General features: G+C 67.1%; 28 protein-coding genes and 1 tRNA gene. 9 read left to right on the top strand and 20 right to left on the bottom strand.

The features are described 5' to 3' along the window. Window positions 1-7 precede the first annotated feature (7 nt). From ureC to arfA, 7 genes are all read right to left on the bottom strand, one after another. Complete coding sequence (gene ureC, locus AC2JAJ_RS06140) at window positions 8-1,738, bottom strand: urease subunit alpha (protein ID WP_486416493.1); 1,731 nt, start codon at window positions 1,736-1,738, stop codon at window positions 8-10. Next, the gene (locus AC2JAJ_RS06145; RefSeq protein ID WP_221385197.1) at window positions 1,735-2,088 is read right to left on the bottom strand and encodes an urease subunit beta; all 354 of its coding nucleotides are present in this window, start codon (window positions 2,086-2,088) and stop codon (window positions 1,735-1,737) included. Before AC2JAJ_RS06145 ends, ureC begins: the two co-directional genes overlap by 4 nt. A 10-nt stretch (window positions 2,089-2,098) precedes the next feature. Beyond that, the gene (locus AC2JAJ_RS06150) at window positions 2,099-2,401 is read right to left on the bottom strand and encodes an urease subunit gamma (RefSeq protein ID WP_221385196.1); all 303 of its coding nucleotides are present in this window, start codon (window positions 2,399-2,401) and stop codon (window positions 2,099-2,101) included. Between the two features lie 86 nt (window positions 2,402-2,487). Then, window positions 2,488-3,045, bottom strand: a complete 558-nt coding sequence (locus AC2JAJ_RS06155) for a cysteine hydrolase family protein (protein WP_221385195.1) — start codon at window positions 3,043-3,045, stop codon at window positions 2,488-2,490. Between the two features lie 94 nt (window positions 3,046-3,139). Continuing rightward, complete coding sequence (locus tag AC2JAJ_RS06160) at window positions 3,140-4,144, bottom strand: LacI family DNA-binding transcriptional regulator (RefSeq protein ID WP_486416492.1); 1,005 nt, start codon at window positions 4,142-4,144, stop codon at window positions 3,140-3,142. Beyond that, window positions 4,145-4,732: an HhH-GPD-type base excision DNA repair protein gene (locus AC2JAJ_RS06165; protein ID WP_221385193.1), complete on the bottom strand. Its 588-nt coding sequence runs from the start codon at window positions 4,730-4,732 to the stop codon at window positions 4,145-4,147. A gap of 58 nt (window positions 4,733-4,790) precedes the next feature. Continuing rightward, entirely contained in the window at window positions 4,791-6,326 is a 1,536-nt protein-coding gene (gene arfA / locus AC2JAJ_RS06170; protein ID WP_486416491.1) for an arabinosylfuranosidase ArfA, read from the bottom strand. Between the two features lie 238 nt (window positions 6,327-6,564). Between arfA and AC2JAJ_RS06175 the strand changes: the two genes are divergently transcribed. Next, on the top strand, window positions 6,565-7,482 hold the full coding sequence (locus AC2JAJ_RS06175; RefSeq protein ID WP_486416490.1) for an ANTAR domain-containing protein: 918 nt from the start codon (window positions 6,565-6,567) through the stop codon (window positions 7,480-7,482). Window positions 7,483-7,561: 79 nt separating this feature from the next. On the opposite strand, the gene AC2JAJ_RS06180 is transcribed toward AC2JAJ_RS06175, so the two are convergent. The 4 genes from AC2JAJ_RS06180 to AC2JAJ_RS06195 all read right to left on the bottom strand — a co-directional run bounded on the left by AC2JAJ_RS06180 (window position 7,562) and on the right by AC2JAJ_RS06195 (window position 10,746). Continuing rightward, entirely contained in the window at window positions 7,562-8,374 is an 813-nt protein-coding gene (locus AC2JAJ_RS06180; protein WP_486416489.1) for an anti-sigma factor, read from the bottom strand. Then, entirely contained in the window at window positions 8,361-8,939 is a 579-nt protein-coding gene (locus tag AC2JAJ_RS06185) for an RNA polymerase sigma factor (protein ID WP_486416488.1), read from the bottom strand. Before AC2JAJ_RS06185 ends, AC2JAJ_RS06180 begins: the two co-directional genes overlap by 14 nt. Window positions 8,940-8,987: 48 nt before the next feature. Then, entirely contained in the window at window positions 8,988-9,737 is a 750-nt protein-coding gene (locus AC2JAJ_RS06190) for a class F sortase (RefSeq protein ID WP_486416487.1), read from the bottom strand. Window positions 9,738-9,918: 181 nt separating this feature from the next. Further along, on the bottom strand, window positions 9,919-10,746 hold the full coding sequence (locus tag AC2JAJ_RS06195) for a DUF4397 domain-containing protein (RefSeq protein WP_221385188.1): 828 nt from the start codon (window positions 10,744-10,746) through the stop codon (window positions 9,919-9,921). Between the two features lie 183 nt (window positions 10,747-10,929). On the opposite strand from AC2JAJ_RS06195, the gene AC2JAJ_RS06200 reads away from it, so the two are divergent. Further along, a complete protein-coding gene (locus tag AC2JAJ_RS06200) occupies window positions 10,930-11,562 on the top strand; it encodes a M23 family metallopeptidase (RefSeq protein WP_486416486.1) in 633 nt (210 codons plus the stop codon). Window positions 11,563-11,642: 80 nt separating this feature from the next. Here AC2JAJ_RS06200 and AC2JAJ_RS06205 read toward each other — a convergent pair. Beyond that, a tRNA-Lys gene (locus AC2JAJ_RS06205) sits at window positions 11,643-11,715 on the bottom strand. A gap of 207 nt (window positions 11,716-11,922) precedes the next feature. Here AC2JAJ_RS06205 and AC2JAJ_RS06210 point away from each other — a divergent pair. From AC2JAJ_RS06210 to AC2JAJ_RS06225, 4 genes are all read left to right on the top strand, one after another. Continuing rightward, on the top strand, window positions 11,923-12,582 hold the full coding sequence (locus AC2JAJ_RS06210; protein ID WP_221385187.1) for a hypothetical protein: 660 nt from the start codon (window positions 11,923-11,925) through the stop codon (window positions 12,580-12,582). 314 nt (window positions 12,583-12,896) lie between these two features. Then, the gene (locus AC2JAJ_RS06215; protein WP_221385186.1) at window positions 12,897-13,514 is read left to right on the top strand and encodes a DUF47 domain-containing protein; all 618 of its coding nucleotides are present in this window, start codon (window positions 12,897-12,899) and stop codon (window positions 13,512-13,514) included. A 1-nt stretch (window position 13,515) separates the two neighbouring features. Continuing rightward, window positions 13,516-14,526, top strand: a complete 1,011-nt coding sequence (locus tag AC2JAJ_RS06220) for an inorganic phosphate transporter (protein WP_486416485.1) — start codon at window positions 13,516-13,518, stop codon at window positions 14,524-14,526. Between the two features lie 95 nt (window positions 14,527-14,621). Further along, window positions 14,622-15,029, top strand: a complete 408-nt coding sequence (locus AC2JAJ_RS06225) for a hypothetical protein (protein ID WP_221385184.1) — start codon at window positions 14,622-14,624, stop codon at window positions 15,027-15,029. Between the two features lie 88 nt (window positions 15,030-15,117). Here AC2JAJ_RS06225 and AC2JAJ_RS06230 read toward each other — a convergent pair whose 3' ends face one another. From AC2JAJ_RS06230 to pstS, 5 genes are all read right to left on the bottom strand, one after another. Beyond that, a complete protein-coding gene (locus tag AC2JAJ_RS06230; RefSeq protein WP_486416484.1) occupies window positions 15,118-15,510 on the bottom strand; it encodes a hypothetical protein in 393 nt (130 codons plus the stop codon). 91 nt (window positions 15,511-15,601) lie between these two features. Then, on the bottom strand, window positions 15,602-16,381 hold the full coding sequence (gene pstB / locus AC2JAJ_RS06235) for a phosphate ABC transporter ATP-binding protein PstB (RefSeq protein WP_221385182.1): 780 nt from the start codon (window positions 16,379-16,381) through the stop codon (window positions 15,602-15,604). Between the two features lie 55 nt (window positions 16,382-16,436). Continuing rightward, window positions 16,437-17,549, bottom strand: coding sequence for a phosphate ABC transporter permease PstA (gene pstA, locus AC2JAJ_RS06240; protein WP_486416483.1), 1,113 nt, complete (start codon window positions 17,547-17,549; stop codon window positions 16,437-16,439). Further along, window positions 17,550-18,482, bottom strand: coding sequence for a phosphate ABC transporter permease subunit PstC (pstC, locus tag AC2JAJ_RS06245; RefSeq protein WP_473694676.1), 933 nt, complete (start codon window positions 18,480-18,482; stop codon window positions 17,550-17,552). A 103-nt stretch (window positions 18,483-18,585) separates the two neighbouring features. Continuing rightward, window positions 18,586-19,707, bottom strand: a complete 1,122-nt coding sequence (gene pstS, locus AC2JAJ_RS06250) for a phosphate ABC transporter substrate-binding protein PstS (RefSeq protein ID WP_486416482.1) — start codon at window positions 19,705-19,707, stop codon at window positions 18,586-18,588. Window positions 19,708-19,956: 249 nt separating this feature from the next. Here pstS and AC2JAJ_RS06255 point away from each other — a divergent pair, with 249 nt between their 5' ends. Together AC2JAJ_RS06255 and radA are read left to right on the top strand one after the other, a co-directional pair. Continuing rightward, on the top strand, window positions 19,957-21,084 hold the full coding sequence (locus tag AC2JAJ_RS06255) for an FUSC family protein (RefSeq protein ID WP_486416481.1): 1,128 nt from the start codon (window positions 19,957-19,959) through the stop codon (window positions 21,082-21,084). Window positions 21,085-21,113: 29 nt separating this feature from the next. Continuing rightward, complete coding sequence (gene radA, locus AC2JAJ_RS06260) at window positions 21,114-22,487, top strand: DNA repair protein RadA (protein ID WP_486416480.1); 1,374 nt, start codon at window positions 21,114-21,116, stop codon at window positions 22,485-22,487. Between the two features lie 35 nt (window positions 22,488-22,522). Here the strand turns inward: radA and AC2JAJ_RS06265 are convergent, their stop codons facing one another. Next, complete coding sequence (locus AC2JAJ_RS06265; RefSeq protein ID WP_486416479.1) at window positions 22,523-22,765, bottom strand: hypothetical protein; 243 nt, start codon at window positions 22,763-22,765, stop codon at window positions 22,523-22,525. Window positions 22,766-22,906: 141 nt separating this feature from the next. Here AC2JAJ_RS06265 and AC2JAJ_RS06270 point away from each other — a divergent pair, with 141 nt between their 5' ends. Continuing rightward, window positions 22,907-23,395 carry an NUDIX hydrolase gene (locus tag AC2JAJ_RS06270; RefSeq protein WP_486416478.1) on the top strand — a complete coding sequence of 163 codons (489 nt, stop codon included), beginning with the start codon at window positions 22,907-22,909 and terminating at the stop codon, window positions 23,393-23,395. An 82-nt stretch (window positions 23,396-23,477) separates the two neighbouring features. Here AC2JAJ_RS06270 and AC2JAJ_RS06275 read toward each other — a convergent pair whose 3' ends face one another. Both AC2JAJ_RS06275 and AC2JAJ_RS06280 read right to left on the bottom strand, forming a co-directional pair. Next, window positions 23,478-24,707 (bottom strand): beta-ketoacyl-[acyl-carrier-protein] synthase family protein, encoded by a 1,230-nt coding sequence (locus tag AC2JAJ_RS06275; RefSeq protein WP_486416477.1) that lies wholly within the window; start codon window positions 24,705-24,707, stop codon window positions 23,478-23,480. 6 nt (window positions 24,708-24,713) lie between these two features. Then, on the bottom strand, window positions 24,714-26,327 hold the full coding sequence (locus tag AC2JAJ_RS06280; RefSeq protein WP_486416476.1) for a peptide chain release factor 3: 1,614 nt from the start codon (window positions 26,325-26,327) through the stop codon (window positions 24,714-24,716). Window positions 26,328-26,444 lie beyond the last annotated feature (117 nt).

Genomic DNA, 26,444 nt, shown 5'->3' on the forward strand with positions numbered 1-26,444 from the left:
GGGGCTCCTAGAAGAGGAAGTAGCGCTGCGCCATGGGCAGCACGTCGGACGGCTCGCAGGTGACGTCCTCGCCGTCGACCGTCACCTGGTAGGTTTCCGGGTCAACCTGGATGTCGGGCGTGGCGTCGTTGTATCGCAGGTCGGCCTTGGTGAGGTTCCGGATGCCGGAGACCGGCCGGATGACCTTCTCCAGCCCCAGTTCTCCGGGCACGCCGGCGTCGATGGCGGCCTTGGACAGGAAGGTGATGGAGCACTGCTGGACGGCCTTGCCGAACGCACCGAACATGGGGCGCATGGTGCGCGGCTGCGGCGTGGGGATGGAGGCGTTGGCGTCGCCCATCAGGGCGTAGGCGATTTGGCCGCCTTTGAGGACGAGCTCAGGTTTGACGCCGAAGAACGCGGGGTCCCAGAGGACCAGGTCGGCGAACTTGCCCACCTCGATGGAGCCCACGGAGTCGGCGATGCCCTGCGCAATGGCCGGGTTGATCGTGTACTTGGCCACGTAGCGCTTGAGGCGGAAGTTGTCGCTGTCCGCACTGCCGTGCGTGCCGCCGTCGTTGTCTTCCAGTACCCCGCGCTGCTTCTTCATCTTGTCCGCCACCTGCCAGGTGCGGGTGATGACCTCGCCCACCCGGCCCATGGCCTGGGAATCGGAAGAGGTGATGGAGAAGATGCCGAGGTCCTGCAGGACGTCCTCGGCGGCGATGGTTTCGGCGCGGATGCGGGAATCGGCGAAGGCCACGTCCTCGGGGATGTCCGGGTTGAGGTGGTGGCAGACCATCAGCATGTCCAGGTGCTCTTCGATGGTGTTGCGCGTGTACGGCAGCGTGGGGTTCGTGGAGGCGGGCAGGACGTTGGGCATGCCCGCGATCTTGATGATGTCCGGGGCGTGTCCGCCGCCCGCGCCCTCCGTGTGGAAGGTGTGGATGACGCGGCCGTTGATGGCCCGGATAGTGTCCTCGACGAACCCGCACTCGTTGAGGGTGTCGGTGTGGACGGCCACCTGGACGTCGTACTCGTCGGCCACCTTCAAGGAGGTGTCGATGGAGGAGGTGGTGGAGCCCCAGTCCTCGTGGACTTTCAGGCCGATGGCACCGGCGCGGATCTGCTCTGCCAACGGTTCGACGGCGGACGCGTGGCCCTTGCCGAACAGGCCGATGTTCATGGGGAACGCCTCGGCCGCCTGCAGCATCCGCTGGATGTGCCACTTCCCGGGGGTCACCGTTGTGGCCTTGGTGCCTTCAGCCGGGCCGGTGCCGCCGCCGATCATGGTGGTCACGCCGCTGGCAAGCGCCGTGGGAATCTGGTCCGGGGAGATGAAGTGGATGTGGGTGTCCACCCCGCCGGCGGTGAGGATCTTCCGTTCCCCGGCGATGATCTCGGTGCTGGCGCCGATGACGATGTCCACGCCGTCGGTGATCTGCGGGTTGCCGGCTTTGCCGATCCGGAAGATGTGCCCGTCTTTCAGGGCCACGTCTGCCTTGTAGATGCCGGTGTAGTCCAGGATGACGGCATTGGTGATGACGGTGTCCGGGATGTCCCCATCACGGGTGGCTTGGCCGTTTTGGCCCATGCCGTCGCGGATCACCTTGCCGCCGCCGAACACCACTTCCTCGCCGTAGACGGTGAGGTCCTGCTCGATCTCGAGGAACAGTTCGGTGTCGGCCAACCGGATTTTGTCCCCGCTGGTTGGCCCGTAGAGGTCGGCGTATTGCCGGCGGGGAATTTCGAAGCTCACTTGTTCTCCCCTTCGGTAGCGGACCCGCCCGGGCGGGTGCCGCCGTCGAGCCTTCCGTTGACTGCGTTGCTGAGGCCATACACCTCGCGGCGGCCGGCCAACTCAATCAACCGCACGCTGCGCGCATCCCCCGGCTCAAACCGGGCAGCCGTTCCTGCCGGGATGTCCAGGCGGCGCCCGTAGGCGGCGGTGCGGTCAAAGGCCAGGGCGGCGTTGGCCTCGGCGAAATGGAAGTGCGAACCCACCTGGACGGGACGGTCGCCGGTGTTGGTCACGGCAACCTCGATCGCCTCCCTGCCCGCATTCGCGGTCACGGGTTCCGGCCGAAGTACATACTCACCTGGAATCATTGCGCGCTCCCTAGCGGATGGGGCTGTGGACGGTGACGAGCTTGGTGCCGTCGGGGAAGGTTGCTTCGATCTGGACGTCGTGGATCATCTCCGGCACGCCTTCCATCACGTCCCCACGGGTGAGCAGGGTGGTGCCGTAGCTCATCAGGTCGGCCACGCTCCGGCCATCCCGGGCTCCCTCGATCAGTTCGTAGCTGATGATGGCCACGGCCTCGGGGTAGTTCAGCTTCAGGCCGCGGGCCTGCCTCCGGCGGGCAAGGTCGGCGGCCACCACGATCAGGAGCTTTTCCTGCTCACGCGGCATCAGGTGCATGGGGTTCCCTTCGACGGCGGGGCGTGCGACCAGCGTAGGCCGGGAAGGTTTCCACCACGTTTCCGGAGTATCAGGAAGGGCCGGGCTCAGCCTGTTTCGCTGAGGCGGGCGAGGATCTCATCGCTGGACTGGACGGGCTGGCGGTAGGTGGTGGAGAGGATGCGGAGCATGTCGGCGGCGTCCTGGTCGGCTTCGGAGGCCATGGCATCCTTCGCGTAGGTCACCCGGATGTTGTGCGCGAATGCGTCGGCGGCGGTCTGGGCGATGCAGTTGTGGGTCGAGACGCCGGCGAGCACCACCTCGTCCGCACCCCAGTTCCGCAGGCGGGCCAGCAGGTTGGTCCCCACGAAGGCGCTGTCCCTGGTCTTGTTCAGCTGGGGCAGTCCATCAGTGATGAGGCCGGGCACGGACTGGGCCTGCCCGCTGCCGCGGAAGATGAATCCCTGGTCGTCATCGAGCATGCTGAGGGTCCAGGTGGACTTGTCCCGCTCGTGTTCGGTGCCCACCAGGAGGACTTTGTGTCCGGCCGCCTCGAACCCTTCCAGCAGCCGGTTGCACTCGCTGACCACCCGCTCCTGCTGGGCCGCCAGTTCGGGGGCTTCGAAGAATGCGTTCTGCATGTCGATGACCAGGAGGGCAATCACGTGGGCACCTTTCGTCGTTGATCCGGTGCCGAAAAGGTACCCGTTCGGGCGCGGACAAAACCGGGGTTTGGAACGAACCCGGTTTGCGGACGTGTCAGGGCGCGGACTCCCTGATCTTCAGCTCGAATTCTGCCTTCACGTGCACGCCCGTCGCGGCGGTTTCACGCCCGGCGACCCTGTCCAGCAGCAGCCCTATGGAGCGCTCCGCAATTTCGTCCATGCCCGGGGAGACCGTAGTCAGGGACGGTGAGGCAAACCGGGCCTCGTCGATGTCGTCGAAACCGGCAACCGCCACGTCCGAGGGCACCTTGAGGCCCCGGATCAGCAGCTCATGCATGGCGCCGAGGGCCAGCACGTCGTTCAGGCCAAACACGGCATCGAACTCCACCCCGGCGTCAAGGAGTCCGGCAACTGCAGCAGCCCCGGCGTCCCGGCGCCATTCAGCGGGGGCGACCAGGCCGGCGTCGAACGCTATGCCCGCGTCTTCCAGCGCCTTCCGGTACCCGTTCAGGCGCAGGCCGGCGCTTCCGGCGGACTCATCCGGGTGCGCGCCTATCACGGCGATCCGACGGCGTCCGGCTGCCAGCAGGTGCGCGGTGAGGGCGGCTGCGGCTTCCTCGTTCTTCATGGTGACCAGGTCGAAGCGGGGATCCATGATGTGCTCGCCCAGCATGACGACGGGCTTGCTGCCGGACCGGGCAGCGATCTGGTCGGCGTCGATGGCCAGCGGCGTGAACAGCAGTCCGTCCGTGAGCTGCCGGAAGGTCCCCTGCAGGGCGCCTAGCTCCGCGGAGGCTTCGGCGTCGGACTGCTCCACCAGCACCCGGTAGCCGTGGCGGGAGGCTGCCTTCATCAGCTTGGACGCCAGTTCCGCGTAGTACGGCGCTGAGAGGTCGGACAGGACCAGGCCCAACATTGACGTTTTGCCGGAACGGAGGCTGCGCGCGGTGAGGTTGGCTTCGTAGCCCAGTTCCGCAATGGCATCCTGCACCCGCTGCTTGGTGGCGGGGCGGATGAACTCGTAGTCGTTCAGGACGTTGGAGACTGTCTTGAGCGAAACGCCCGCTGCCCTCGCGACGTCGTTCATGGTGACTGCCATTTAGCGTTCTTTTCCTGCTTTCGCGGCAGCCTTGGCCGCCTGCTTGCTGGCACGGACCTTGGCGAGGGACTCCGGATCCACGATGTCCGCCACGGACAAGTAGGACCCTTCCTCCCCGTAGTGTCCTGCGGCTTCCCGCCATCCCGGGGCTGCGAGGCCACGCTGCTTGCCCAGCAGCGCCAGGAAGATTTTGGCCTTCTGGTCACCGAAACCGGGCAGGGCCTTGAGGCGGCGCAGCACCTCGGCACCATCGGGCGAACCCTTGGTCCAGATTGCGGCGGTGTCGCCGTCCCACTCGTTCTGGACCGCTTCGGCGAGCGCCTGGACCCTCGCCGCCATGGATCCGGGGAAGCGGTGGACGGCGGGGCGTTCCTTGAACATCTCCACGAAGGCCGCGGGGTCATGGGCGGCAATCGCCTCGGGCTTTAGCGACCCGATCCGCGTCCGGATCTTCTCGGGTCCGGCGAACGCCGATTCCATGGTCACCTGCTGGTCCAGCAGCATGCCGGTCAGCAGGGCGAAGGCGTCCTCACTCAACAACTTGTCCGCAGCGGGGTCCCCCGTGATGTGCAGTTCCATGCCGTCCATCCTCCCATCTACGGGCCGCCGTCGTCATAAGGACGCCCCGCCCTTCCAGCCAGCCCGGTCAGGAAGTGACGGCCAGCCGGATCATGGACCAGGACACGGCCGGAAGCTCCGCGGTGAGGCGTCCACCCTCGACCTTGACCGTGCCGTTCTCTGAAGGCAGGACGGACGTGGAATCGTCGGCGCTGGCCTGCCAGTACGGGTCCTTGTTGGCGTAGGTCAGGGCCTCCGCCACACGGACATTGCCCAGGCCGGCCACGGCGGCGTCCAGCGTGAGCGCCTGGTCGGCCGAGCGGTTCACCGCGAACACCACGGCCTCACCCTTGTCTGCGTCATAGGTTGCGACGGCGGACAGGGCGGGGAAGTCCGCCGTCTTGCCGCCGCTGACCAGCGGGGATTCGACGGCGAGCTGGAGGACAGTGCCGGAGGCGTGCCGGGAGGTCAGGGCGAACGGGTGGAACGTGGTCTGCTTCCAGGCGCGGCCGCCGGGCTCGGTCATGATCGGGGCGATCACGTTCACCAGCTGGGCGAGGCTGGCCGAGTGGACCCTGTCCGTGTTGCGCAGCAGCGTGACCAGGAGGTCACCCACGACAACGGCGTCGGCCACCGTGTAGGTGTCCTCCAGCAGGACCGGGGCCACCGGCCAGTCCTTGCCCGTGGGCACCTTGGATTCGTCCCGGCTCATGTGCCAGACGTTCCACTCGTCGAAGGAGATGTTCACCTGTTTGGTGGACTTCTTCACGGACTTCACGTGGTCGATGTGGCTCACGATGTCCCGGATGAAGGCTTCCATTTTGTGTCCGGCGGCCAGGTGCTCCTGCAGGTCACCGAAGTCCTCGAAGTACTGGTGGGCCGAGATCAGGTCCACCAGCTCATAGGTTTCGGACAGGACCACGCGTTCCCACTCGCCGAAGGTGGGCATGGTGGGCCCGGAACTGCCGCAGGCAACCAGCTCCAAGTCCGGCTCGACCATGCGCATCCCGCGGGCGGTGTCGGCGGCGAGCCGGCCGTACTCCAAGGCGTTCTTGTGGCCGATCTGCCAGGGGCCGTCCATTTCGTTGCCCAGGCACCACATCCTGATGCCGTAGCCGTTGGCCGCACCGTTGGCGCGACGCTGCTCCGAAAGGGCCGTGCCGCCGTCGATGTTGCAGTACTCCAGGAGGTCCAGCGCCTCCTGGATCCCGCGGGTCCCCAGGTTCACCGCCATCATGGGCTCCACGCCCGCTTTGGCGGACCACTTGGCGAACTCGTCAACGCCCACCTTGTTGGGGTCGGTGGAGTGCCAGGCCAGGTCCAGGCGGACAGGACGCTGGTCCGCGGGGCCAACGCCGTCCTCCCAGCGGTAGCCGGAGACAAAGTTGCCGCCCGGGTACCGCACGGTGGAGACGCCCAGTTCACGGGTCAGCTCCAGCACGTCCGTGCGGAAGCCGTCCTCGTCTGCTTTGGGATGCTCCGGTTCGAAGATGCCGGTGTAGACGCAGCGGCCAAGGTGTTCGACGAAGGCGCCGAACGTGCGCCGCCTGACGGGGCCCACCGTGAAGGCGGGATCGATGGTGAGGGAGGCGCTGGCAGGCGCTGAGGGTTCTGTCGGGGTCACGAATACATCCTTGCTTCAGCTTTTACAACGTTATAGAAACAGTCTTGGCGATGCTGCGGCAGGAGTCAAGGGTCTGGACGCGGCTCCAGCCCAGGGCCGGGGCCAAGTACTACCTAATCCGAAAAACAGGTACCGCCTACGCATACACCCGGACGGTCACGGCAAATAGGTTTCTTATCAGAGGCAAGACCTGATTCGGCCCGCGGTACTTGGCTCACTAGGGGGTGTGAGACTGGCAATGCACGCATCGCACGCAAATTCAGGCTTCCCGGTCCACCGGACCCGGGTGGTAAGCGGGGCCGGCGACGAGGAGTCCTTTGAGACCAAGGACTCTCCCCCAGCCGTCGCCGGCCCTCTCCCGTCTTCGAACGTGCGCGGAAACCAGCCACTCCTCCCCGCTACGCCGCCCATCCTGATTGACCTGGTGACCGGCGCCGACACCCTGGACGAATCCCTGGAGCTGCTTTCCGCCGCGGCCATGGACCACGTGGTCCGGACGGCCGGATCCGATGTGGGGTGCGGCGTGGTGCTGCGCCAGCACAAGCGAAGCCCCGCCGTCACGGGCACCAGCGAACAGGTGGTGACCCTGCTGGACTGGGAACAGGAAGCGGCGGAGGGGCCCGTCATCGACGTGCTGTCCGGCGGGCATCCCGTGGCAGTCCTCCAGCGGAACGGAGATTTCCGCTGGCAGCAGTACTCCGGCCAGCTGCAGGTCGCCGGCTTTGGGAGCGCCCTGGCCGTCAGGCTCCGACTCGATGCCGGCGGCAGGGCCGCTGGCGGGACCGGAACAGTCAGTGATCCCGGCCAGGCAACCGCTGCCCTGGCATTCTTCGCCCAGGATGAAAAGGCATTCCCGCTGCAGGTCATCGCCGAGGCACGATCCTTCGCCGTCCTGGCGGCCAGGAGCCTGCAGATGGCCATTGACATGCATGCCGCGCGTTCCCTTGCCACCGACCTCCGGTCCGCCCTGGACAGCCGCACCTCCATTAACATTGCCTGCGGCGTGATCATGGCCCAGAACAGGTGCTCCTACCAGGACGCCTTCGCCATCCTGGCCAAGGCCTCAAGCCACCGCAACATCAAGGTGCGGCGGGTCGCCGAGGACATACTGCAGGGACTGCCCGAAGGCGCACCCAACCCGCACTTCAGCCGCTAGCTGCAGCTCCCACACAGGTTGTGAACGCTGCCGGATGGGCCTGCCCAGGCCCATCCGGTGGCCAGGTTTCGGTTCCAGGTCAGGAAGACAGCGTGCCGCGGGCGATGCTGTCGCTGGAGTGGGCTGGATTGCCGTCCATGGGCTCGTCCGAAACGTCCACGATGGGATACTCCGCGAGGTCCAGCCCAGCGGGCACGTCGAATGTCCCGGTTTCGGCGTTCATCACACCCACGCTGACCAGCCGGGAAAGATCGGGCGCGATGAGCCACACCTCCTGGTACCCCCGGGCCTCGTCCTTGTCCAGCCTGACCTCCAGCCGGCGGGAGCCGTCGGGCTGTTGCACCACCTTGGCCGAGCCAGTCGCCGAATGCTGTGCCACCGGGGCAAGTTCGGCACCAGCCAGTTCCCGGGGCTCGCGGTTGGCCACCCACAGAGCCCCGAAAATCACCAGGACGGCGGCTGCCGCGGCGGTCATCCACGTGCCAGGGCGCTGCCACCAGGCGGCACGCCGCCCTGCCCGGCCGCGTCCTTTGACAGACCGCGCTTCCGCACCTTGAGCGCCGTTTGGTCCGCCCAGAGGTAGCCGGCGGACAGCGACAGGTCCCTTCACGGGCTGGGCCTGTCCGGCCTCCGGCGCGGCAGCCGCGAGCGGATCCTGCTCAAGGGAGGCGGAAAGTCCCAGCTCGCGGTGGATGCCTGCCCACACCTGGGGACCTGGAATCGAAAGGCCGCTGGGATCGGGGCTGTATTTCACGGCACTCACGGTGCGCCGCAATGCCGCGTAGTCCGCCGCGCAGGCAGGACAGACGCGCAGGTGCTCCCGACCGTCGTCGTCCACCCAGTCGTCGTAGAGCGCAAGGAGGCTTAACTCGTCCGGATCAAGATGCGGCATGGTCTACCTCCAATCTGCTTCTCAGGTGCGACAGGCCGCGTCGGATGTGGCTCTTGACCGTACCAAGTGGGAGGTCCAGCCGGCGCGATATCTGCTCGTGCGTCAGGTCCTCGTAGAAGGCCAGCCTCATGATGGACCCCTGGGGCTCGCCCAGCCTCTCCAGTTCCCCGTCCAACAGCAGCCTGTCCGCCAGGACTTCCACCGCTTCAACCCCGGCTTCCCCGTCCCGGGCCATCCCGGCTCCGGCCGCTGCCTGGGCCTTGCGCGCCTCGCGGGACGCCGCTGACTGCGCGTCCAGGATGACATTGCGGGCAATACCCACGATCCACGCCGGGAGCCTTGCCACCGCCGGATTGAACGCGGCCCTGGAGCGCCACACCCGGATGAAGACCTCCTGGGTGACGTCGTCCGCCGCCGTCGGATCGGACAGGGACCGCAGGGCCAGCGTGTGCACCAGAGGGGCAAATTCGCGGTAGGCCGCTGCCAGCGCATTCTCATCACCGGCAAGGAAGGTCGCGGTCTGCCCGTCATCCCAGCCGCGGAAGGCGGGCCCGGAGGATGTCACGGCGGCTCCTTCCCGGCATCGGCGACGAGAAACATGTCTGGCCGCTGCTTACTCAAGGACCGCGGTGACAATCACATTGTCGCTGTAGTCCAGGCGCTCGTCCAGCCACCGGCCGCCGCAGGTGACCACCTTGAGCTCATGCGCCCCGGAGCGGCGGAACAGCGATGCGCCGTCGAATCTATCCTTGGCCATCAGGTCCACCTTCACTACCCGGTAGGTGAGTGCCGGGGCACCGTCCCGCCCCACCCGGATCACGGCGCCCGCCGGAAGCGACTTCAGCGCCGAGAACGGAGCCCGGTTGGAGGTGGTGTCGATATGGCCGGCTATGACGGCGGACCCCTGCGCCGCACCAGGGGCCGGGCCGTACCGGTACCACGCGGCCCGGTCGAAGGCGTCAGGGATTTCCATGGCTCCCCCGGCTGACACTCCGCCGGGAACCACGGCCATGTCGACCGACGTGCCCGGCACGGTAAGCCAGGTGGGTGGCGGCACTGCTGCAGCCGGCTTGGCCGTTGCGGGATGGACGGGGACGCCGGCAAGGGAAGGAGCCGCCGCAGCAGGCGGTACGGCGGAAGCGGCGGCTGTCGGTGCGGCCTGCGGGGGCAGGAGGGGGTCCGGGGAGGTGGCACTGCGGGGCGGGACGGCAGTCGCCGGGGGCGCTGCTTCCCCCAGGCCGGTGGAAGAGCAGCCGGCAAGAACCAGCGTGGCCACCACCGCTGCCGCCGCCCCCCAGCGGTGGGCAGGGTGCAAGGAATCACGACGGCGGGGCTGCCCTGCCGTCGTCGGGTTTAGCTCCATGGTTGCTGCCTTCCTCCCGGCACTTCATGCGATGCGGGCTACTCTTTCCGGCCCGGGAGATGCCCGAAGCGGGCAGGCACGGAACCGGACTTCTGCACGCGGCAGGCGCAGGGGCCGGCGCAGGGGCGGGCCGAGGTTGACCGGCCCCTGCGCCTCGGGATCATCCCCGGCACACCCCCCGCTACGCCTCCGCGCGCCGTGCTGCCACTGCCCGGGCCACGCCCCACACGCCCGCCAGGAGCGCCAAGGCTGCGATGCCGGCGGCAGCAGCAGATCCTGCTCCTCCTGCATCCGCCGAGCCGTCACGTGCGCCCGGCACGGACGCAGGCGACGAGTGGAGGCCTTCGATGGTCTGTACCGCGAGCTTCAGGTTCTGGTCAGCCAGGCTGCCCCACGCGTAGACGATCGTGTGCGTGCCTTCGGCGACGGTCACATCCGCCGGGCCGAGCACGGGGGTGGTTGTTCCGGCGGCGGCGACCGCGGCCGGGACAGTCCCGGGATCGAGGGTCAGGGTTTGTTCGTTCGGGTTGGCCAGGTTGGTGACGACGGCGGTACCTCCTGCCAGGACATCGACCGCGGGTGCCGCGGCGGCGTGGCGGACAGTCAGTTTGCCCTTGCCGGCGGGGATTTGGGCTGCGTCGTTAGTAAAGAGGTTGGCCGCCGGCTTGCCTGCGGCGTCCAGGTGGGCTGCGGCGGTGTAGTTCCCGTTGGCCGCAAGGTTCACGGTGACGGGGCCGATAACGGGCGAGGAGGCGTCCGCGGCATCCGAGGCCGTGATGGCCAGTTCGTAGGCACCTGCCGGAAGCGCCAGCGGCCCGGCCAGGGTTCCCGGCGCGAAGTCATCCAGTGTGCGGTCACCATTGACCCACACGTCCACGGTCAGCCCGGGGACCCCGTGCAGCACGGAAAGCTGGGCGTCTCCGTCTGCTGCCTGGGCGGGACCGGCGAGTGCGATTGCGGCGGCAATGGCTGCCGCCCCGGCGCCTGCGGTGAAGATCTTGTTGCGCATGTCCATCTCCTTGGGTGGCCCGCCGTGCGGGCGTCTTTGCTTACACCCCTACTACCGGCAGGGACGCGGATTTGGATGCAGATACATGGAAAATTCTTTAACTTGCCGCAACGCTCTTCTGCCTTGCGCGGCAGTGGCCTGTTCGCAAGGATGAAGGCGGCCCATCAGGGAAGGAGTGCCGGAATGACCGCGTACCGCGCCCCGGCCGGCGGGACAGTTAACCTGGAGTACCCGTTCACGGGAACGTGGCTGGTGCAGAATTCGCCCGCGGACAGGGTGCCCAGCCATGGAACCCGGCTTCTTGCCACCAGCTATGCCATCGACTTCACCCCCGTGGACAGGAACGGACGCTCCGCTGCATTCACGCCGGCCTCATTCCTGCGGTCCGAGCAACCGGAGAACTTCGTGGGGTTTGGGCGGCCGGTCACGGCGCCGGCAGCTGGGATCATCCGCGCCTGCCATGACGCGGAGCCGGACCACGGCAGCTTCAGGGGGCTGCCGTCGATCGGCTACGCAGCCACGCAGGCCAGCCGCCTCCGGCGGGGCTGGGCCGGCCTTGCGGGCAATTACGTGGTGCTGGAAAGCGGCGGCGTGTTCATCGCCCTGTGCCACTTGAAGCGCGGAAGTGTATGCGTCCGGCCGGGCCAGCACGTTGGACCCGGGGACATGGTGGGCGCCTGCGGAAATTCCGGCAACAGCACGGAGCCGCACCTCCACGTGCAGGCCATGGATTCCGTGGACCCGGCACGGGCCGCAGCCGTTCCCCTGGCCTTCCCGGACGGGCTGCCGCGCAACGGGACGATCGTCTCGGTGTAGGCACCCAACGCCCCGGGGCAGGAATACCCTGCGTGGACGAGAGTGCCGGCGCTGATGCTGCGCCGCCGGTTCATGATGGGTGGGCCCTGTGGGGCTCGAACCCACGACCCACGGATTAAAAGTCCGATGCTCTACCAACTGAGCTAAAGGCCCCTGCCGGTGGCCAAACACACTGTGTCCGCCCGTCCCGGCCCAATCCATTTCTGGACGTTAATACTCTAACCCATCGTTCCGCCGTCTTTGCACAAGGCCGGGACCCCGCCGTCGTGGTTTCCCCAAGGCCCAAAGACCCTTCCCGCGCTTGGATTGCAGGCTGTACGGATGCTCGATAACGCCACGGCACAGGAGTAGCGTGGGGGCATGAGCGAGCAAGCAGGAACCAGCCATTACGGCGGCAGCAACCGGCACCACAAGCCCAAGCCCTTCGCGCCGATGGACTTCGAACCGTTTGCCGGCGGCGCAGATCCCGCCCGCATCTCGGAGGCTGCCCACCTTGCCGCCCAGGCGCTTGTGCGCCACGGCCGCGACAGCGACGACCCCCTTGTCACCGAGCGGCTGGTAAAGCTCGCCGACGAGCAGGGGCTGGACGCCATTGCCGAGATGTGGGCCGAGAGCCCCGCGCGCTCCCTCCCCGGCGCGCTCTGGCGGCTTTACGCGCTGCGGGCCGCAACCGTCCAGGACCCGGAACGCATCTCTGTCTACTTCCGCGCGGGCAGGGACACGGCGCAGGTGTCCAACGTGGTGGCCGGCGCGGCGGAACCACCGGGCGCTGACGAGATGCGCAGCATGGCGGACGCCATCCTGTCCGGCGCGTTCGACGGCGAGTTCGACGTCGCGCTGGAACGCTCCGCCGCGTTTTGCCGCGTCGTGGCGCTCGGCCAGGCAACCCTCGCCGACGGCGCCGAGCATGCCAACGAGGCGCATGCCAGCAAGCTGACCCGCAATTCCCACCAGCTGGTGAAGACCGCCGAGGACCTCGAACACGCGGCAAACGCGTGGCGCCTCGGCGAACTGGACTGACCGCAGGCCAGGACAAAAGTCGCCTGTTCACTTACCGTTCACGCGCCCGCTGTCAAGATTGACTTGCGCGAATCGAAGTAGAAGACTGAAACCGGTGCCGAGCCGCGAAACCCCCGGGCTTCAACAATTAGCCGCCTAGAGCGGCCTACCGCCGAGAGGCGTATCCGGTTCGGCACCATTTTTGTGCCCGCTTCCGGCCGGGTGGTTTCAACGGCGCATCGGCGGGCCGGTAGAGTAAGCGACAGTTGCACGGCCGGGTCAAGTCACACGGCGGCAATCCCCGCCCTGTTATGTCCCCGGAGACCGGTAAACACGTGAAGCTGCGCCTTTTTCCCCAGGAGCCCGCAGGGCTGAACCTCCTCTCACAGATGGCACAACAGATCGTGCTGGCCAGCGCCACCCTGGCAGAGATCCTCGGCGTCCCCGCGGACGAGCACAACACGCTCGTCGAGGACATGCACAACCATGAGGCCAAGTCCGCCGAACTGCATTTTGCGCTCCTGACCCATATGCGCACCAGCTTCGTCAACCCGCTTCCCCGCGAGGACATGTACGCCCTGTCCCGGTACCTGAACGAAGCCATGGAGAAGATGGATGCCGCCGCCGAACTGGTGGCCCTGTACCGGCTGGACCGCTTGCCACGGCGTGCAGCGGACCAACTGGAGATCATCAGCCGGCAGGCCGAACTGACAGTTGATGCGATGCGCCGGCTGAACGACCTGGACGACCTTGAGGACTACTGGATCGAGATCCTGCGCCTGGCCAAGCGGGCCGAACGGACGCACCGGGTATGGGTGGCCGACATGATCGCCGACATGAAGTGGCCGCAGTATTCCCGGAACCGGGATATCGCCAACCAACTAGTAGAGGTCACCAAGGACATGCGCCGGGTGGCAACCCAAGTGGGCAGCATCATCGTCAAGGAATCCTGAAATGGCGGCAGTCATTTTCGGCGCAGTGGTCCTGCTGGCTGCGGCGTTTGCCTTCCTGAACGGCTTCCGGGACGCCTCCAACTCGGTGGCCCTGGCGGTCCGCAACAGGGCCCTCACCCCCAGCGTGGGCGTGCTGCTGGCCGCATTCTTTAACTTCGTGGGTGCCCTGCTCAGCGCGCTGCTCGCCGTCGCCGTCAGCCAGACCTGGATCCATCTTCCCGCCGGGGCAGGCGGCCTCACCATCCTCGTCGCAGGGCTGGCCAGCGCCTGCGGCTGGGGACTCCTGATGTGGTGGCGCGGCATCCCGGCGTCCTCCACCCATGCGCTGGTGGGCGGGCTCGCGGGAGCAGGGCTGGCCAGCCTGGCCGTGGGCGGTCCCGGCGTGGCGGGCGTGGACCAGTCGCTGCTGTTCCAGGTGGTGCTGCCGCTGGTGCTGTCTCCGCTGGTGGCCTACAGCGGCTCCTTCCTCCTGGTCTTTCCCGCCACCTGGGGGGCGCGCTACACCCAAGCCAATGTGGTGAACCAGCGCTTCCGGAGGGCGCAGGCTATCGCCGCCGCCGCGGTGGCCTTCGGCCACGGCCTGCAGGACGGGCAGCGGGTCAGCGCCGTGCTCCTGCTGGCACTTCTGGCGGCGGGCTATGACGACGGCGGGATCCCCGCCTGGGTCGCTTTGCTCTCGGCAGTGATGATGACGGCCGGGACATTGTTCGGCGGCTGGCGGATCTCGCACACCATCGGCTACAGGATCACCAGGATCGATCCGCTGCGCGGTTCCGTGGCGCAGACCTTCAGCGCCCTGATGCTCTTCGTCGGCGCCATTGCACTGCACTGGCCCATCTCCACGACGCACACCGTCACGGCCGGAGCCCTGGGAGCCGGTGAAAACCAGCATTTCTCCGTTACCAACCGGCTGCTGGTGATACGGATCCTCTGGCTGTGGGCCCTGACGCCGGTGGCCACATGCGCCCTGGCCTTCGTGCTGGCACTGGCCCTCTCCCCCGCCGCCGGATAGGACCCCTGCTCCCGGCCGCCGGGTGCAGGGCCGCGGACAGCGCCGCTGCAGACTCACGGCGGCCCCGCTGCACAACGCGGAAAAGAGCAGGCGGTATGTCTCCCTCGAATTCCCGGCGTCCACTCCCGCAGCCGCGGCAGCTGCAGTGCGAGACCTGCGGAACCGAGCACCAGTTGACCATCCACGCCGTCACGGCCATCGGAACGGCGGGCGGCGACCTGGTGACGGTGTCCTATACCTGCAATGACTGCAACCTGTTCCAGGAACACCTGGCCTATGCATCGGACGTGGCCGCAGCGCTCCACCAGGTCCGCTGGATGGCCAAGGTCATCCTCTTCGGCGACGATTATGTCCACTGCGGCTTCCCCATGGAAGAAGCCGGCTTCGAAGTCGAACGGCTTTGCTACCGCATCGCCAACGCCGGAGGCGGGTTCAACGCCGTATGCCTGCCCACCCGGGTACTGCGCTGCCAATGCGGGTTCCAGCTCGAAGTTCCTGACTAGCGGCAGGTCTGCGACGCCTGCGTACCGCCCCGCGCCACGAGGCTGCACTTCGGTGCGCGGGAACAGTCCCTGCGTAGCGTCGTGCTGCCTAGATCGCGATGGCGGCCGGACCTGCCTGCGCTTCAAGCGCGTCCGACAGTTCCTCGGGCGTGAGGTTGGCTGCGGCGCACAGTTCATCATGGGCCACGCCGCTCATGGCCGCCCTGCGGACCGCCTGCAGCAGGGACTCCTGGGCGGAGTCCAACTCCCACTGGACTGTTTCCACGTAGGAGCTGGTCCGCCACACAGCGGACAGGACGTCGCCGGGAGCCACCGGCTCCTGCTCAATCACGGGCGCGGCCACGATGTCCTGGAGCGCAGATGCGGGACCGGTGGCGCAGAATTCCTGCACCGGAAGGTCGGGGTGCGGAAACCTGATGGCGGGCGCCTGCCCGTGAACCGTAAGCTGGCGGCTTCTGGGGCTGCTGGCTGTCTGCGTCATTGGAAGCTCCTAAGCTGGCTTACTACTAGTTACCAAAGTATCTAGTTCAGCGTACTAAATACGATGGATTAAGGCCAGCAGGAATTTCGTCCTACCCGAAACGTCCCGACACGTAGTCCTCGGTGGCCTTCTGGACCGGGTTGCTGAAGATGGTGTGGGTGTCCCCGTACTCGATGAGCTTGCCGGGCTTGCCCGTGCCGGCGATGTTGAAGAACGCCGTCCTGTCCGAAACCCGGGCGGCCTGCTGCATGTTGTGCGTCACGATCACCACGGTGTACTGGTCCTTGAGCTCGTTGATGAGGTCCTCAATGGCCAGCGTGGAAATGGGGTCCAGGGCGGAGCAGGGCTCGTCCATCAGGATGACCTGCGGTTCCACGGCAATGGCACGGGCGATGCAGAGCCGCTGCTGCTGCCCACCGGAGAGGCCCGAACCGGGCTTTTCCAGCCGGTCCTTGACCTCATTCCAGAGGTTGGCGCCCTTCAGCGAGCGTTCCACGAGTACGTCGGCCTCGCCTTTGGAGATCTTTTTGTTGTTCAGCTTGACCCCTGCCAGCACGTTGTCACGGATGGACATGGTGGGGAACGGGTTGGGGCGCTGGAAGACCATGCCGATCTGCGAGCGGACGGCAACGGGGTCCACGCCCGGGCCGTAGAGGTTGTCGCCGTCGAGCAGGACCTCACCCTCCACGCGCGCGCCGGGGATGACCTCGTGCATCCGGTTCAGGGTGCGCAGGAAGGTGGACTTACCGCAGCCGGAAGGGCCAATGAACGCGGTAACGGACTTGGCTTCGATGTTGATGCTGACGTCCTCGACGGCGAGGAAATCGCCGTAGTACACGTTCAGGTCCTTGACGTCGATGCGCTTAGACATGGTGTTCCTTCACTTACTGGGTAGAAATTGAGTTTAGGGCCGGAGCGGGAAGCTGTCAGCGGCCGGTTTTGGGGGCGAAGATCCTGGCGATCAGGCGTGCCACCAGGTTCAGGAGCATGACCAGGATGATCAGCACCAGCGCCGCTCCCCAGGCCCGCTGCGAGGACGGGTCCGGGTTGGAGGGCGAGGTGGGGTTGAGGATCTGGGTGTAAATGAACGTGGGCAGCGATGCCATCCACCCCCCGAAAACGTTGGAGTTGATGCTGGTGGCAAAGCCGGCGGTGACCAGGATGGGCGCCGTTTCGCCGATGACCCGGGCGATTGCCAGGGTGACGCCGGATGCGATGCCGGAGATCGCCGTCGGAATGACCACCTTGAGGATGGTGCGCCACTTGCGCACGCCCAGCGCGTAGGCGGCCTCGCGCAGTTCGTTCGGGACGATCCTGAGCATTTCCTCGCTGGAGCGCACCACCACGGGGATCATCAGCACCGAAAGGGCGACGGCGGCAACGGCACCGGTCTTGGTGCCCGGCCCCATCACCACGAAGAAGAAGGCGGCGGCGAAGAGGCCGGCAACGATGGAGGGGATGCCGGTCATGACGTCCACGAAGAACGTGATGGCCTTGGCCAGCCGGCCGTCCCGGCCGTATTCCACCAGGTAGATGGCGGTGAGCAGCCCCACGGGGACGGAGATGACGGTGGCCAGCAGGGTGATCTCCACGGTGCCCAGGAGGGCGTGGTAGATACCGCCCAGGACCGGCGTGCCGTTCTCCACGGCCTTGTTGTCGTAGGCGCCAGTGACGCCGTTCATCGAGTTGGTGAGGAACCCGGGGTTGATGAGACCCGGCACGCCGTTGACCAGCACCGTCCAGATCACCGACACCAGGGGCAGCAGTGCCACCAGGAACGAGCCCACCACCAGGCAGGTGGCCAGCTTGTCCTTGGCTTTGCGGGAGCCCTCAACGGCCGCGCTCCAGGAGACCAGGCCGATGGCGAACAGGATCGCGGAAACCAGGCCCCAGCCGAAGGCGTTGAAGCCGATCAGGGCGAGGATGGCCGCGCCGACGATCAGGGCTGCACCGAGCACGGCATAGGGTGCGTACTTGGGCAGCTGGCCCTTGGTCAGCGCCGACCGCTTGCTGCGGACCGGGGTGAGCGTGGAGGTCATTTAGTTGGCTCCCGAGAATTCTTTGTGCCGGGTGATGACCCAGCGGGCGATCATGTTCACTGCCAGGGTGATGATGAACAGGACCAGGCCGGCGGCGATCAGCGTGCTGACCTTGATCCCACTGGCTTCGGGGAAGTTCAGGGCAATCTCGGCAGCGATGGTCTGGTTACCTGACTGGATCAGGCTGGCGGTCAGGGCGCCGGAGGACAGCACCAGCGCAACGGCCATGGTCTCGCCCAGCGCGCGGCCCAGGCCCAGCATGACGGCGCTGATGATGCCCGGGCGGGCGAAGGGCAGCACGGCCATCTTGATCATTTCCCAGCGGGTGGCACCCAGTGCCAGCGCGGCCTCTTCATGCAGCTTGGGGGTCTGAAGGAAGATTTCGCGGGACAGCGAGGTGATGATGGGCAGGACCATGACCGCCAGGACGATGCCCGCAGTCAGGATGGTCTTGCCGGTGGTGGACGCGGGGCCCTCGAAGATCGGCAGCCAGCCCATGTTGTCCGCAAGCCAGCCATACGCCGGCGCAATCTCCTTGGCCAGGAAGGCCGCACCCCAGGCGCCATAGACCACGGAGGGGATGGCGGCGAGCAGGTCGACGACATAACCGAGTCCGGAAGCGAGGCTGCGGGGGGCGAAGTGCGAGATGAAGAGCGCCACCCCGATGGCGATGGGCGTGGCGATCACCAGCGCAATGACGGCGGCGATGAGCGTGCCGATCACGATGGGCCAGATGTAGGCGAAGAAGCCCTGCCCGCCCTGGATCTTGTCCGCCGGAGCGGTCAGCGCGGGAATGGCCTGGACCACCAGGAAGAGTGCGACGCCGAAAAGAACGGCGAGGATCAGGCAGCCTGCGGCCAGCGCGGCGCCGGAAAAGACTTTGTCCCCGGCGCGCCCGGCGCCCTGGGTGCTGGTCAGGGGGGTGGCGGTCATTCGACGGCCCTTCGGTCGATTACTGGTGTGAGGGATGCGGGATGCAAAGCCAAGATCCCCGCACTGCCTTCCGGCAGGCGGGGAACCTGGTTTCGCGGTGCGGCTAGGACTTGACCTTGATCGAGTCGATGGCCTTGGCAGCCTTGGCCGCGAGGTCGGAGCTCAGCGGGGCGGACTTGGCGGAGTCGGCAGCAGCCTTCTGGCCCTCCTCGGAAACTACGTAGTGCTCGAAGGCCTTGACCAGGTCAACGGTCTCCTGCTTGTCGTAGGTAGTGCACAGGACGTGGAAGGACACCAGGACGATCGGGTAGGCACCGGCAATGGTGGTCTTGCGGTCCAGCTTGATGGAGAGGTCGTTGGCGGAGCGGCCTTCCACCGGCTTGCCCGCGTCCACTGCCTTGGCAGCTGCCTCGGCGGAGATCTTAGTGAAGGAGTCGCCCACCTTGATCTGGGCCACGCCGAGCTTGCCGCTTACGGCGGAGTCGTCTGCGTAGGTCACGGCACCGGGAGTGTCGGTGACGGTCTTGACTACACCGGAGGTGCCCTTGGCGTTTTCGCCCTGGAGGCTTGCGGGCCAGACACCGGCGGCCTTGTCGGTCCAGACTTCAGGTGCCGCGGCGGCCAGGTAGTCCGTGAAGTTCTGCGTGGTGCCCGAGTCATCGGAACGGTTCACGGGAGTGACCTTCAGGTCAGGCAGGGTGGCACCTTCGTTGAGGGCAGCGATAGCGGGGTCGTTCCACTTCGCGATCTCGCCGCGGAAGATCTTGGCAACCGTGGCGGCGTCCAGCTTCAGGTCCGTGACGCCGGGGACGTTGAAAGCCACTGCGATTGGGGAAATGTAGACCGGGACGTTAATGGCGCCCTCGGGGCCGCACTGCGTCTTGGACGATGCCACCTCCTCGTCCTTCAGGTACGCGTCGGAGCCGGCGAACTGGGCCGAGCCATCAAGGATGGCCTTGCGGCCTGCGCCGGAGCCGTCCGGGGAGTACTGAACGCTGGCGCCGGGGTGGGCGGAAGCGAAGTTGGTCTTCCAGGCGTCCATTGCCGCGGCCTGCGCAGAGGAGCCGATGCCGGTGAGCGTGCCGGTGACCTTGGTGCCGGCCGAGGCTGAGTCGCCGGCAGGCTTGGTGCCGGTGGCGTTGTCTGAACCGCAGGCGCTAAGCGCGAGTGCGCCGGCTGCGATAACAGCGATAGCCGCGTGGCGGCCGATGCGGAGTGCCTTCACTAGATATGCCCCTTCCAGGGTTATTCAGGTGCGGGACAGGGACGGAGAACCCTGCAGCGCGATGCGTACGTTGTGTACCTTCAAGCAAGTTATGGGCCGCAGGTAACGGGATGGCCTGTCCAAAGTGAACGGAGGATTAACGACGGCGGGATATTCGTTGACAAATGCCGGGTTACCATTGCGCGGATCACATCTGCCGCCGTAGTGGAGGCGCCGGGCCGTGGTCCACCACTGAATAGACTTGGACCCATGGCCATCGAAGCAGGATTCTCAGCAACCAGGCGATTCCTGCGCAGCCGCGTACGCACCGGACTGATCCGCAGCCGCAACTCCTTCATCCCTGCCATCCAGATGACGGTCTGCGCGGTAGGGGCCTACGCGTTCGCGGAGTACGTCCTTGGCCACTCCGGTCCCCTGTTCGCTGCCACGTCGTCGCTGATCTCCCTCGGTTTTTCGCGGGAGCCCCGGCTGCGGCGGGTCATGGAAGTGGGGCTGGGCTGCACCCTCGGCATCGTCGTCGGTGATCTGCTCCTGCACTGGCTGGGCGGCGATATCTGGGTGGCCGCCGTCGTGCTTCTCACCTCCATCCTGCTGGCCCGGTTCCTGGACAGCGGAAATATCTTCACCACCCAGCTGGCGCTGCAGTCCTTGCTGGTGGTGCTGCTGCCGGCGCCGTCCGGCGGGCCTTTCACCCGCAGCATCGATGCCGTGGTGGGCGGGCTGTTCGCGCTGCTGGTGACGATCCTCATGCCGAAGGACCCGCGGCGGGAACCGCGGCGGGACGTCCAGAAACTGCTGCATGAACTGGCCGAGGTGCTGCGCGAATGCGCGGGCGCGCTGGTTAACAGCGATTCCACCCAGGCCTGGCACGCGCTGATCCGCGGCAGGAACTGCCAGCCCCTGGTCGATGCCATGCGGCAGTCCCTCCGTGCGTCCGGGGAGGTGGCCACGCTGGCCCCCGCCTACCGCCGGCACCGTGATGAACTGGACCGGCTGAAGCAGTCCCTGGACTTCATCGACCTCGCGTTGCGCAACAGCCGCGTCTTCGCCCGGCGGCTTACCAGCGCGATCAACCACGCCGCCCTCTCGGATGAGGCGACGGACAGCATCGCGGAGGTGCTGCAGGAGACCGCTGCCGCGATCGATGAGCTGTCGCTGGGCCTTGCGGAATCGCACGACGGCGTCCGGCGCGCCCACCTGCGCACCGCTCGCCGGGACCTGAGCGAGATCGCCCTGCGCCTGCATCCCAAGCTGCTGGAGGTGCAGCGGCTGGAGGGTGAAACGGTGGTCATGCTGTTCCGGCCGCTGATGGTGGACCTGCTGGAGGCCACGGGCATGGACGCGGACGAAGCCAGGGACGTGCTGCCCGCGCTCTAATGTCAGTGGCCGCCACTAGGGTTGAACGCATGGCAACAAAGACTTCCCGGGCGTCCAAGGCGCCCGCGTACAAATGCGCCGAATGCGGCTGGACCACCGTCAAGTGGGTGGGCCGTTGCGGCGAGTGCCAGGCCTGGGGCACCGTTGAGGAAACAGGCACCGCGGTGGCGCGCACCACGGCGGCCACCACGGTCATGGAGCCGGCCCGGAAGATCGCCGACGTGGACGCCACCACCGCCGCATTCCTCCCTACCGGGGTTGACGAACTGGACCGGGTACTGGGCGGCGGCCTGGTCCCGGGCGCCGTCATCCTGCTGGCCGGAGAGCCAGGCGTGGGCAAGTCCACGCTGCTGCTGGACGTCGCCGCCAAATTCGCCCGGACAGCGCAGGACGTCCTCTATGTCACCGGGGAGGAGTCGGCCGCCCAGGTGAAGCTGCGCGCCGAACGGATCGACGCCGTCGCCGAATCCCTCTACTTGTCGGCCGAGACGGATCTTGGCCAGGCCCTTGGGCAGGTGGAAAAAATTGAACCGCGGCTGCTGATCGTGGACTCCGTCCAGACCCTCAGCAGCGCCGATGTGGACGGCAGCGCCGGCGGCGTCTCGCAGGTCCGCGAAGTGGCGGCCTCCATCATCGCCGCCGCCAAGCGGCGCAACATGACCACGCTGCTGGTGGGCCACGTGACCAAGGACGGATCCATCGCGGGTCCGCGGCTGCTGGAGCACCTGGTGGATGTGGTGTGCCAGTTCGAGGGCGAGCGGCACTCGCGCCTGCGGCTGCTCCGTGCGGTGAAGAACCGGTACGGGCCCACGGACGACGTCGGCTGCTTCGACCTGAATGAGAACGGCATCGAAGGCCTCGCCGATCCCAGCGGACTGTTCGTCAGCCGCACCAAGGACCCGGTCTCGGGAACCTGCATCACCGTGACCATGGAAGGGCGCCGCCCCCTGCTGGCTGAGGTGCAGTCGCTGCTCGCCGAAAGCCCCAACTCGCAGCCGCGCCGCGCCACCAGCGGCCTGGACAGCTCACGGGTGTCCATGCTGCTGGCTGTCCTGCAGCAGCGCGCCGGAACACTGCTCCACAAGGACGATTCCTACGTGGCCACGGTGGGCGGGGTAAAACTCAGCGAACCGGCCACCGACCTCGCCGTAGCACTTGCAGTAGCGTCGGCCAAGGCCCGCAAGCCCCTGCCCGTCCGGTTGATCGCCTTCGGCGAAGTAGGCCTCGCCGGTGAAGTCCGGCCCGTGCCCGGCATCAACCAGCGCATCCAGGAGGCCCACCGGCTTGGGTTCACGCACGCCGTGGTGCCGGCGAGCCACAACGGCCCCGGACCGGTGCCTGCCGGATTCTCAGTCCGGGAGGTGGAACACCTGACGGAGGCGCTCAGCCTCCTGATCGGCTAGGACCGGGGCTTCGGCTGGCGAGGCCTGGGCCGGCGTCAGGAACCGGCGCCGCCCATCAGCCAGCCGGCGACGTCGCTGCGCAGCACCAGCAGCGGTCCGCCGGTGGCGTTGACGTTGCCGTTTGGCACGTAGTAGCCGCGGCCCGAACCCGAACCGCCTGCGGCCCGGTCGAGGGCGTCAACCAGGTGGCGCGGCAGGTGGCCCTGGGGGCCAAGACCGCGCAGCTCATCACGTTCCTCCGGCGTAAGCCGTCCCAAAACATCAGCAATATTGGCCATGACGGGTCCCATTCCCTTCGAGCAGAGTGCCGGGCAGGATGCCAGGCAGAGTGCCTGAAGGAATAACCTAAAGCAGTCCCGTGAACTCCACGTAAACGGCAGACGGCGATTGAAGTTCAACAGTGACCGTAAGGAGGACCGATGCCCGTTCGAAGCGCAGGGGTGCTGCTGTACCGGCGGGTCCCTGCCGGCCCGGCAGGGGCAGAGGACGGCCTGCAGGTCTGGATCGCGCACATGGGCGGACCGTTCTGGGCGCGCAAGGACGCGCACGCGTGGTCCCTTCCCAAGGGTGAGTATGCCGCTGGCGAGGACCCGTTGGCCGCCGCGCTGCGTGAATTTGCCGAGGAGATGGGCACTGCGGCCCCCGACGTCGAATACCGGCAGCTTGGCGACTTCCGGCAACCATCGGGAAAACTCATCACCGTCTTTGCCGCGGAGGCTGATTTCCAGCCGGCCAGCATCAACAGCAACACATTTCCCCTCGAGTGGCCCAGGGGGTCCGGCCGGATCCAGGACTTCCCGGAGATCGATGATGCCCGCTGGTTCCCGCTGCTGGAAGCCCGGCTCAAACTGGTCAAGGGCCAGCTTCCCATCCTCGATGCACTGGTCAAGGATGCCACCGGCAGGTAGAGGCAGCACCGAAATCGCCGTAACGGCGCCGGGACGCCGATGAGATCCGGCGATCCCGCACCGTTCCGGCGTTTCCCGCGGTTTAGGAGCCTGTGATCACCAGGGCCACACTGTGGCCGCCAAAGCCGAAGGCGTTCACCAGTCCGGCTGGGGAGTAACCCGGCGGCAGCCGGTGGGCGGCTTCGGTGATGACGTTGAGGTCCACTTCCGGGTCCAGCGCCTCCACGTTCAGCGTCCCGGGCAACTGGCCCGTGCGCAGGGTTTCAAGGACCACGACGGCGGCCAGCGCACCTGCGCCGCCCAGCAGGTGTCCGGTGTGGCCCTTCGTGGACGTCACCGGCACGGAAGGGCCGAAGACGGCGCTGATGGCCTGGCCTTCGAGCCGGTCGCCCACGGGTGTGGAGGTGGCGTGGGCGTGGACAAAGCCGATGTCCACCGGCTGCATGCCGGCGGATTCCAGTGCCTTCTGCATGACGCGCCGCTGCATGGCGGGGTCGGCAGCCACGATGTCGTTCGCGTCGGAGGTTACCGCTCCCCCGGCCACGGCCCCCAGCACTGCGGCGCCGCGGGCACGGGCGTGTTCCTCGCTCTCCAGCACCACCACGCCGGCGCCCTCGGCCAGCACAAAGCCATCACGGCCGCCGTCGAACGGGCGCGAGGCCCGCTGCGGATCGCCGGCATGCGTGGACAGGGCGCGAATCTGGGAGAAGCCGCTGATCACCAGGTCGTTCACGGAGGCGTCCACGCCACCGGCAATTACGACGTCGGCAGCGCCCGAGCGGATCATTTCGGCTGCCTGGACAATCGCCTCGGCCCCGGAGGCGCAGGCGCTGACCGGCGTCCGGGCGCCGCCGCGGGCACCGAGGTCGATGGACACCCAGGCAGCGGGGCCGTTGACCATCAGGCGGGTGAGGGTGTGCGGGGAAACCTTGCGCGGACCGGATGCGGCGAGGGTGCGGTCCTGCTCGATAGTGGAACCGAGACCGCCATAGGCGGAGCCGATGACCACGGCAAAGCGTTCGGGGTCGACCTCCGGGCTTCCTGCCTGCGTCCACGCCTCCCGTGCGGCAATCAGCGCGAACTGGCCGCAGCGGTCCATCCGCTTCATCTCGCGGGTGCTGAGGTGCTGCGACAGGTCCGCCCTGACCTGCCCCGCGATCTTCACAGGCAACTGGGCAGCCCATTCCTCGGCGAGCTCCGCGATGCCTGACTCCCCTGCGAGCAGGGCTTCCCAGGTCTCCTTGACGGTGGAGCCGAGCGGGTTGATGGTGCCGGCGCCGGTAACGAGAACGCGGGGCTGGGATGCAGTCATGATGCCTTACTTCGCAGGGTTGTGCGTGCCGATGGGCACCAGGGTGAGGTCCGGGTGGTTCTTCTCGATCCGCCGCAGGGCCCACACGTCGTTGAACAGTGCGAGGTATTCGCCGTCGGACCGCAGAAGCACCTCAGCGCCGGGGACGTTGGCCAGCGCGGGCATGGCATCCGCCGTCGAAATCCGCGCGAGCGAATACGGCAGGCGCTCCAGCCGCATGGGGGCGCTGAAGTCGTGCGCCATGCGGTCCTCCACCACCTCGAACTGCATGGGGCCGACGGCGGCAAGCACCGGCGCCTGGTCTCCGCGGAGGTCGGAGCGGAGCAGCTGGATGACGCCCTCGTGTTCGAGCTGCTCGATGCCGCGGCGGAACTGCTTGAACTTGCTGGGGTCCTTGGAGCGGGCCACCTGGAAGTGCTCGGGGGCGAACAGCGGGATGGCCGGGTACTCCACGGACTCCTCCAGGAACAGGCTGTCCCCCACCCGCAGCGAGGAGGCATTGACCAGTCCGACGACGTCGCCCGGGTACGCCTCGTCGATGACTTCCCGTTCGCGGCCGAACACCTGCTGGGCGTACTTGGTGGCGAAAGACTTACCCGTGCGGGTCTGCGTGACCACCATGCCGCGTTCGAAGACGCCGGAACACACGCGGATGAACGCCACATGGTCGCGGTGCGCCTTGTTCATGCCGGCCTGGACCTTGAAGACGAAGCCGGAGAACGGGGCCTCAACGGGGCGGGGGTTGCCGTCGATGTCCGGCCGGGGTGCCGCCGGCGGCGCGAAGTCCACCAGCGCGTCCAGCAGTTCCTTCACGCCGAAGTTCAGGGCAGCGGAACTGAACAGGATGGGGGTGGCCTTGCCGGCGTGGAAGGCGTCGACGTCGAACTCGAGGTTGGATTCGATGACCAGCCCGGCCTCATCCACGGCGTCGGACCAGTTGCTGCCTTGGTCCTGCGCGGCTTCCTCCGGGGTGAAGTATTCGGTGATGGCAATCTGCGCGCCGGCGTTGTTGCGCTGGAACCGGGCGAAGCGGTCGTTGCGCAGGTCCCAGACGCCGCGGAAGTCGCCCGAGATCCCCACGGCCCAGGTCAGCGGCATGGGCTGCAGGCCGGTGCGTTCGGTGATTTCATCCATCAGCGCCAAGGCGTCCAGCCCGGGGCGGTCCCACTTGTTGATGACCGTGATGATCGGCAGGTTCCGCTGCTTGCAGACCTCGAAGAGCTTCATGGTCTGGGTTTCCAGGCCCTTGGCGGCGTCCACGAGCATCACGGCGCAGTCGACGGCGGCAAGCACCCGGTAGGTGTCCTCGGAGAAGTCGGCGTGGCCGGGGGTGTCCAGGAGGTTGATGACGGTGTCGCGGTAGGAGAACTGGAGGGCGGCCGAGCTGATGGAGATGCCGCGGTCCTTTTCCATCTGCATCCAGTCCGAGACCGTTTCCTTGCGGTTGGCCTTGCCGCTGGACGCGCCGGCGGTGCCGATCACTTTCGCGTGCAGGGCGAGCGCTTCGGTGAGCGTGGACTTGCCGGCGTCGGGGTGCGAGATGACGGCAAAGGTCCTGCGGCGGCCCGCTTCTTTGTGAATCGAATTGATCCGGGCGGGGGTCAGGACATCTTGGGACACGGTGCTACTTTCGCTGCGGTTGTGGCTGCCGGGGCGCTGCGGCTCGAGGGCCGGGACTATGGCAATCAGCCAAAGTACAAGTTTATCGCAGGGCAGCAAACCGGCTCGGGGTGCGCT

It is taken from the genome of Arthrobacter sp. MOO21 (assembly GCF_057369995.2).

Coding starts and splice junctions, on each gene's coding strand:
- AC2JAJ_RS06145 (WP_221385197.1), bottom strand. CDS start 2,088: ATGATTCCAGGTGAGTATGTACTTCGGCCGGAACCCGTGACCGCGAAT.
- AC2JAJ_RS06150 (WP_221385196.1), bottom strand. CDS start 2,401: ATGCACCTGATGCCGCGTGAGCAGGAAAAGCTCCTGATCGTGGTGGCC.
- AC2JAJ_RS06160 (WP_486416492.1), bottom strand. CDS start 4,144: ATGGCAGTCACCATGAACGACGTCGCGAGGGCAGCGGGCGTTTCGCTC.
- AC2JAJ_RS06165 (WP_221385193.1), bottom strand. CDS start 4,732: ATGGACGGCATGGAACTGCACATCACGGGGGACCCCGCTGCGGACAAG.
- AC2JAJ_RS06175 (WP_486416490.1), top strand. CDS start 6,565: ATGCACGCATCGCACGCAAATTCAGGCTTCCCGGTCCACCGGACCCGG.
- AC2JAJ_RS06180 (WP_486416489.1), bottom strand. CDS start 8,374: ATGCCGCATCTTGATCCGGACGAGTTAAGCCTCCTTGCGCTCTACGAC.
- AC2JAJ_RS06190 (WP_486416487.1), bottom strand. CDS start 9,737: ATGGAGCTAAACCCGACGACGGCAGGGCAGCCCCGCCGTCGTGATTCC.
- AC2JAJ_RS06195 (WP_221385188.1), bottom strand. CDS start 10,746: ATGCGCAACAAGATCTTCACCGCAGGCGCCGGGGCGGCAGCCATTGCC.
- AC2JAJ_RS06200 (WP_486416486.1), top strand. CDS start 10,930: ATGACCGCGTACCGCGCCCCGGCCGGCGGGACAGTTAACCTGGAGTAC.
- AC2JAJ_RS06210 (WP_221385187.1), top strand. CDS start 11,923: ATGAGCGAGCAAGCAGGAACCAGCCATTACGGCGGCAGCAACCGGCAC.
- AC2JAJ_RS06220 (WP_486416485.1), top strand. CDS start 13,516: ATGGCGGCAGTCATTTTCGGCGCAGTGGTCCTGCTGGCTGCGGCGTTT.
- AC2JAJ_RS06225 (WP_221385184.1), top strand. CDS start 14,622: ATGTCTCCCTCGAATTCCCGGCGTCCACTCCCGCAGCCGCGGCAGCTG.
- AC2JAJ_RS06230 (WP_486416484.1), bottom strand. CDS start 15,510: ATGACGCAGACAGCCAGCAGCCCCAGAAGCCGCCAGCTTACGGTTCAC.
- pstB (WP_221385182.1), bottom strand. CDS start 16,381: ATGTCTAAGCGCATCGACGTCAAGGACCTGAACGTGTACTACGGCGAT.
- pstA (WP_486416483.1), bottom strand. CDS start 17,549: ATGACCTCCACGCTCACCCCGGTCCGCAGCAAGCGGTCGGCGCTGACC.
- pstC (WP_473694676.1), bottom strand. CDS start 18,482: ATGACCGCCACCCCCCTGACCAGCACCCAGGGCGCCGGGCGCGCCGGG.
- AC2JAJ_RS06255 (WP_486416481.1), top strand. CDS start 19,957: ATGGCCATCGAAGCAGGATTCTCAGCAACCAGGCGATTCCTGCGCAGC.
- radA (WP_486416480.1), top strand. CDS start 21,114: ATGGCAACAAAGACTTCCCGGGCGTCCAAGGCGCCCGCGTACAAATGC.
- AC2JAJ_RS06265 (WP_486416479.1), bottom strand. CDS start 22,765: ATGGCCAATATTGCTGATGTTTTGGGACGGCTTACGCCGGAGGAACGT.
- AC2JAJ_RS06270 (WP_486416478.1), top strand. CDS start 22,907: ATGCCCGTTCGAAGCGCAGGGGTGCTGCTGTACCGGCGGGTCCCTGCC.
- AC2JAJ_RS06275 (WP_486416477.1), bottom strand. CDS start 24,707: ATGACTGCATCCCAGCCCCGCGTTCTCGTTACCGGCGCCGGCACCATC.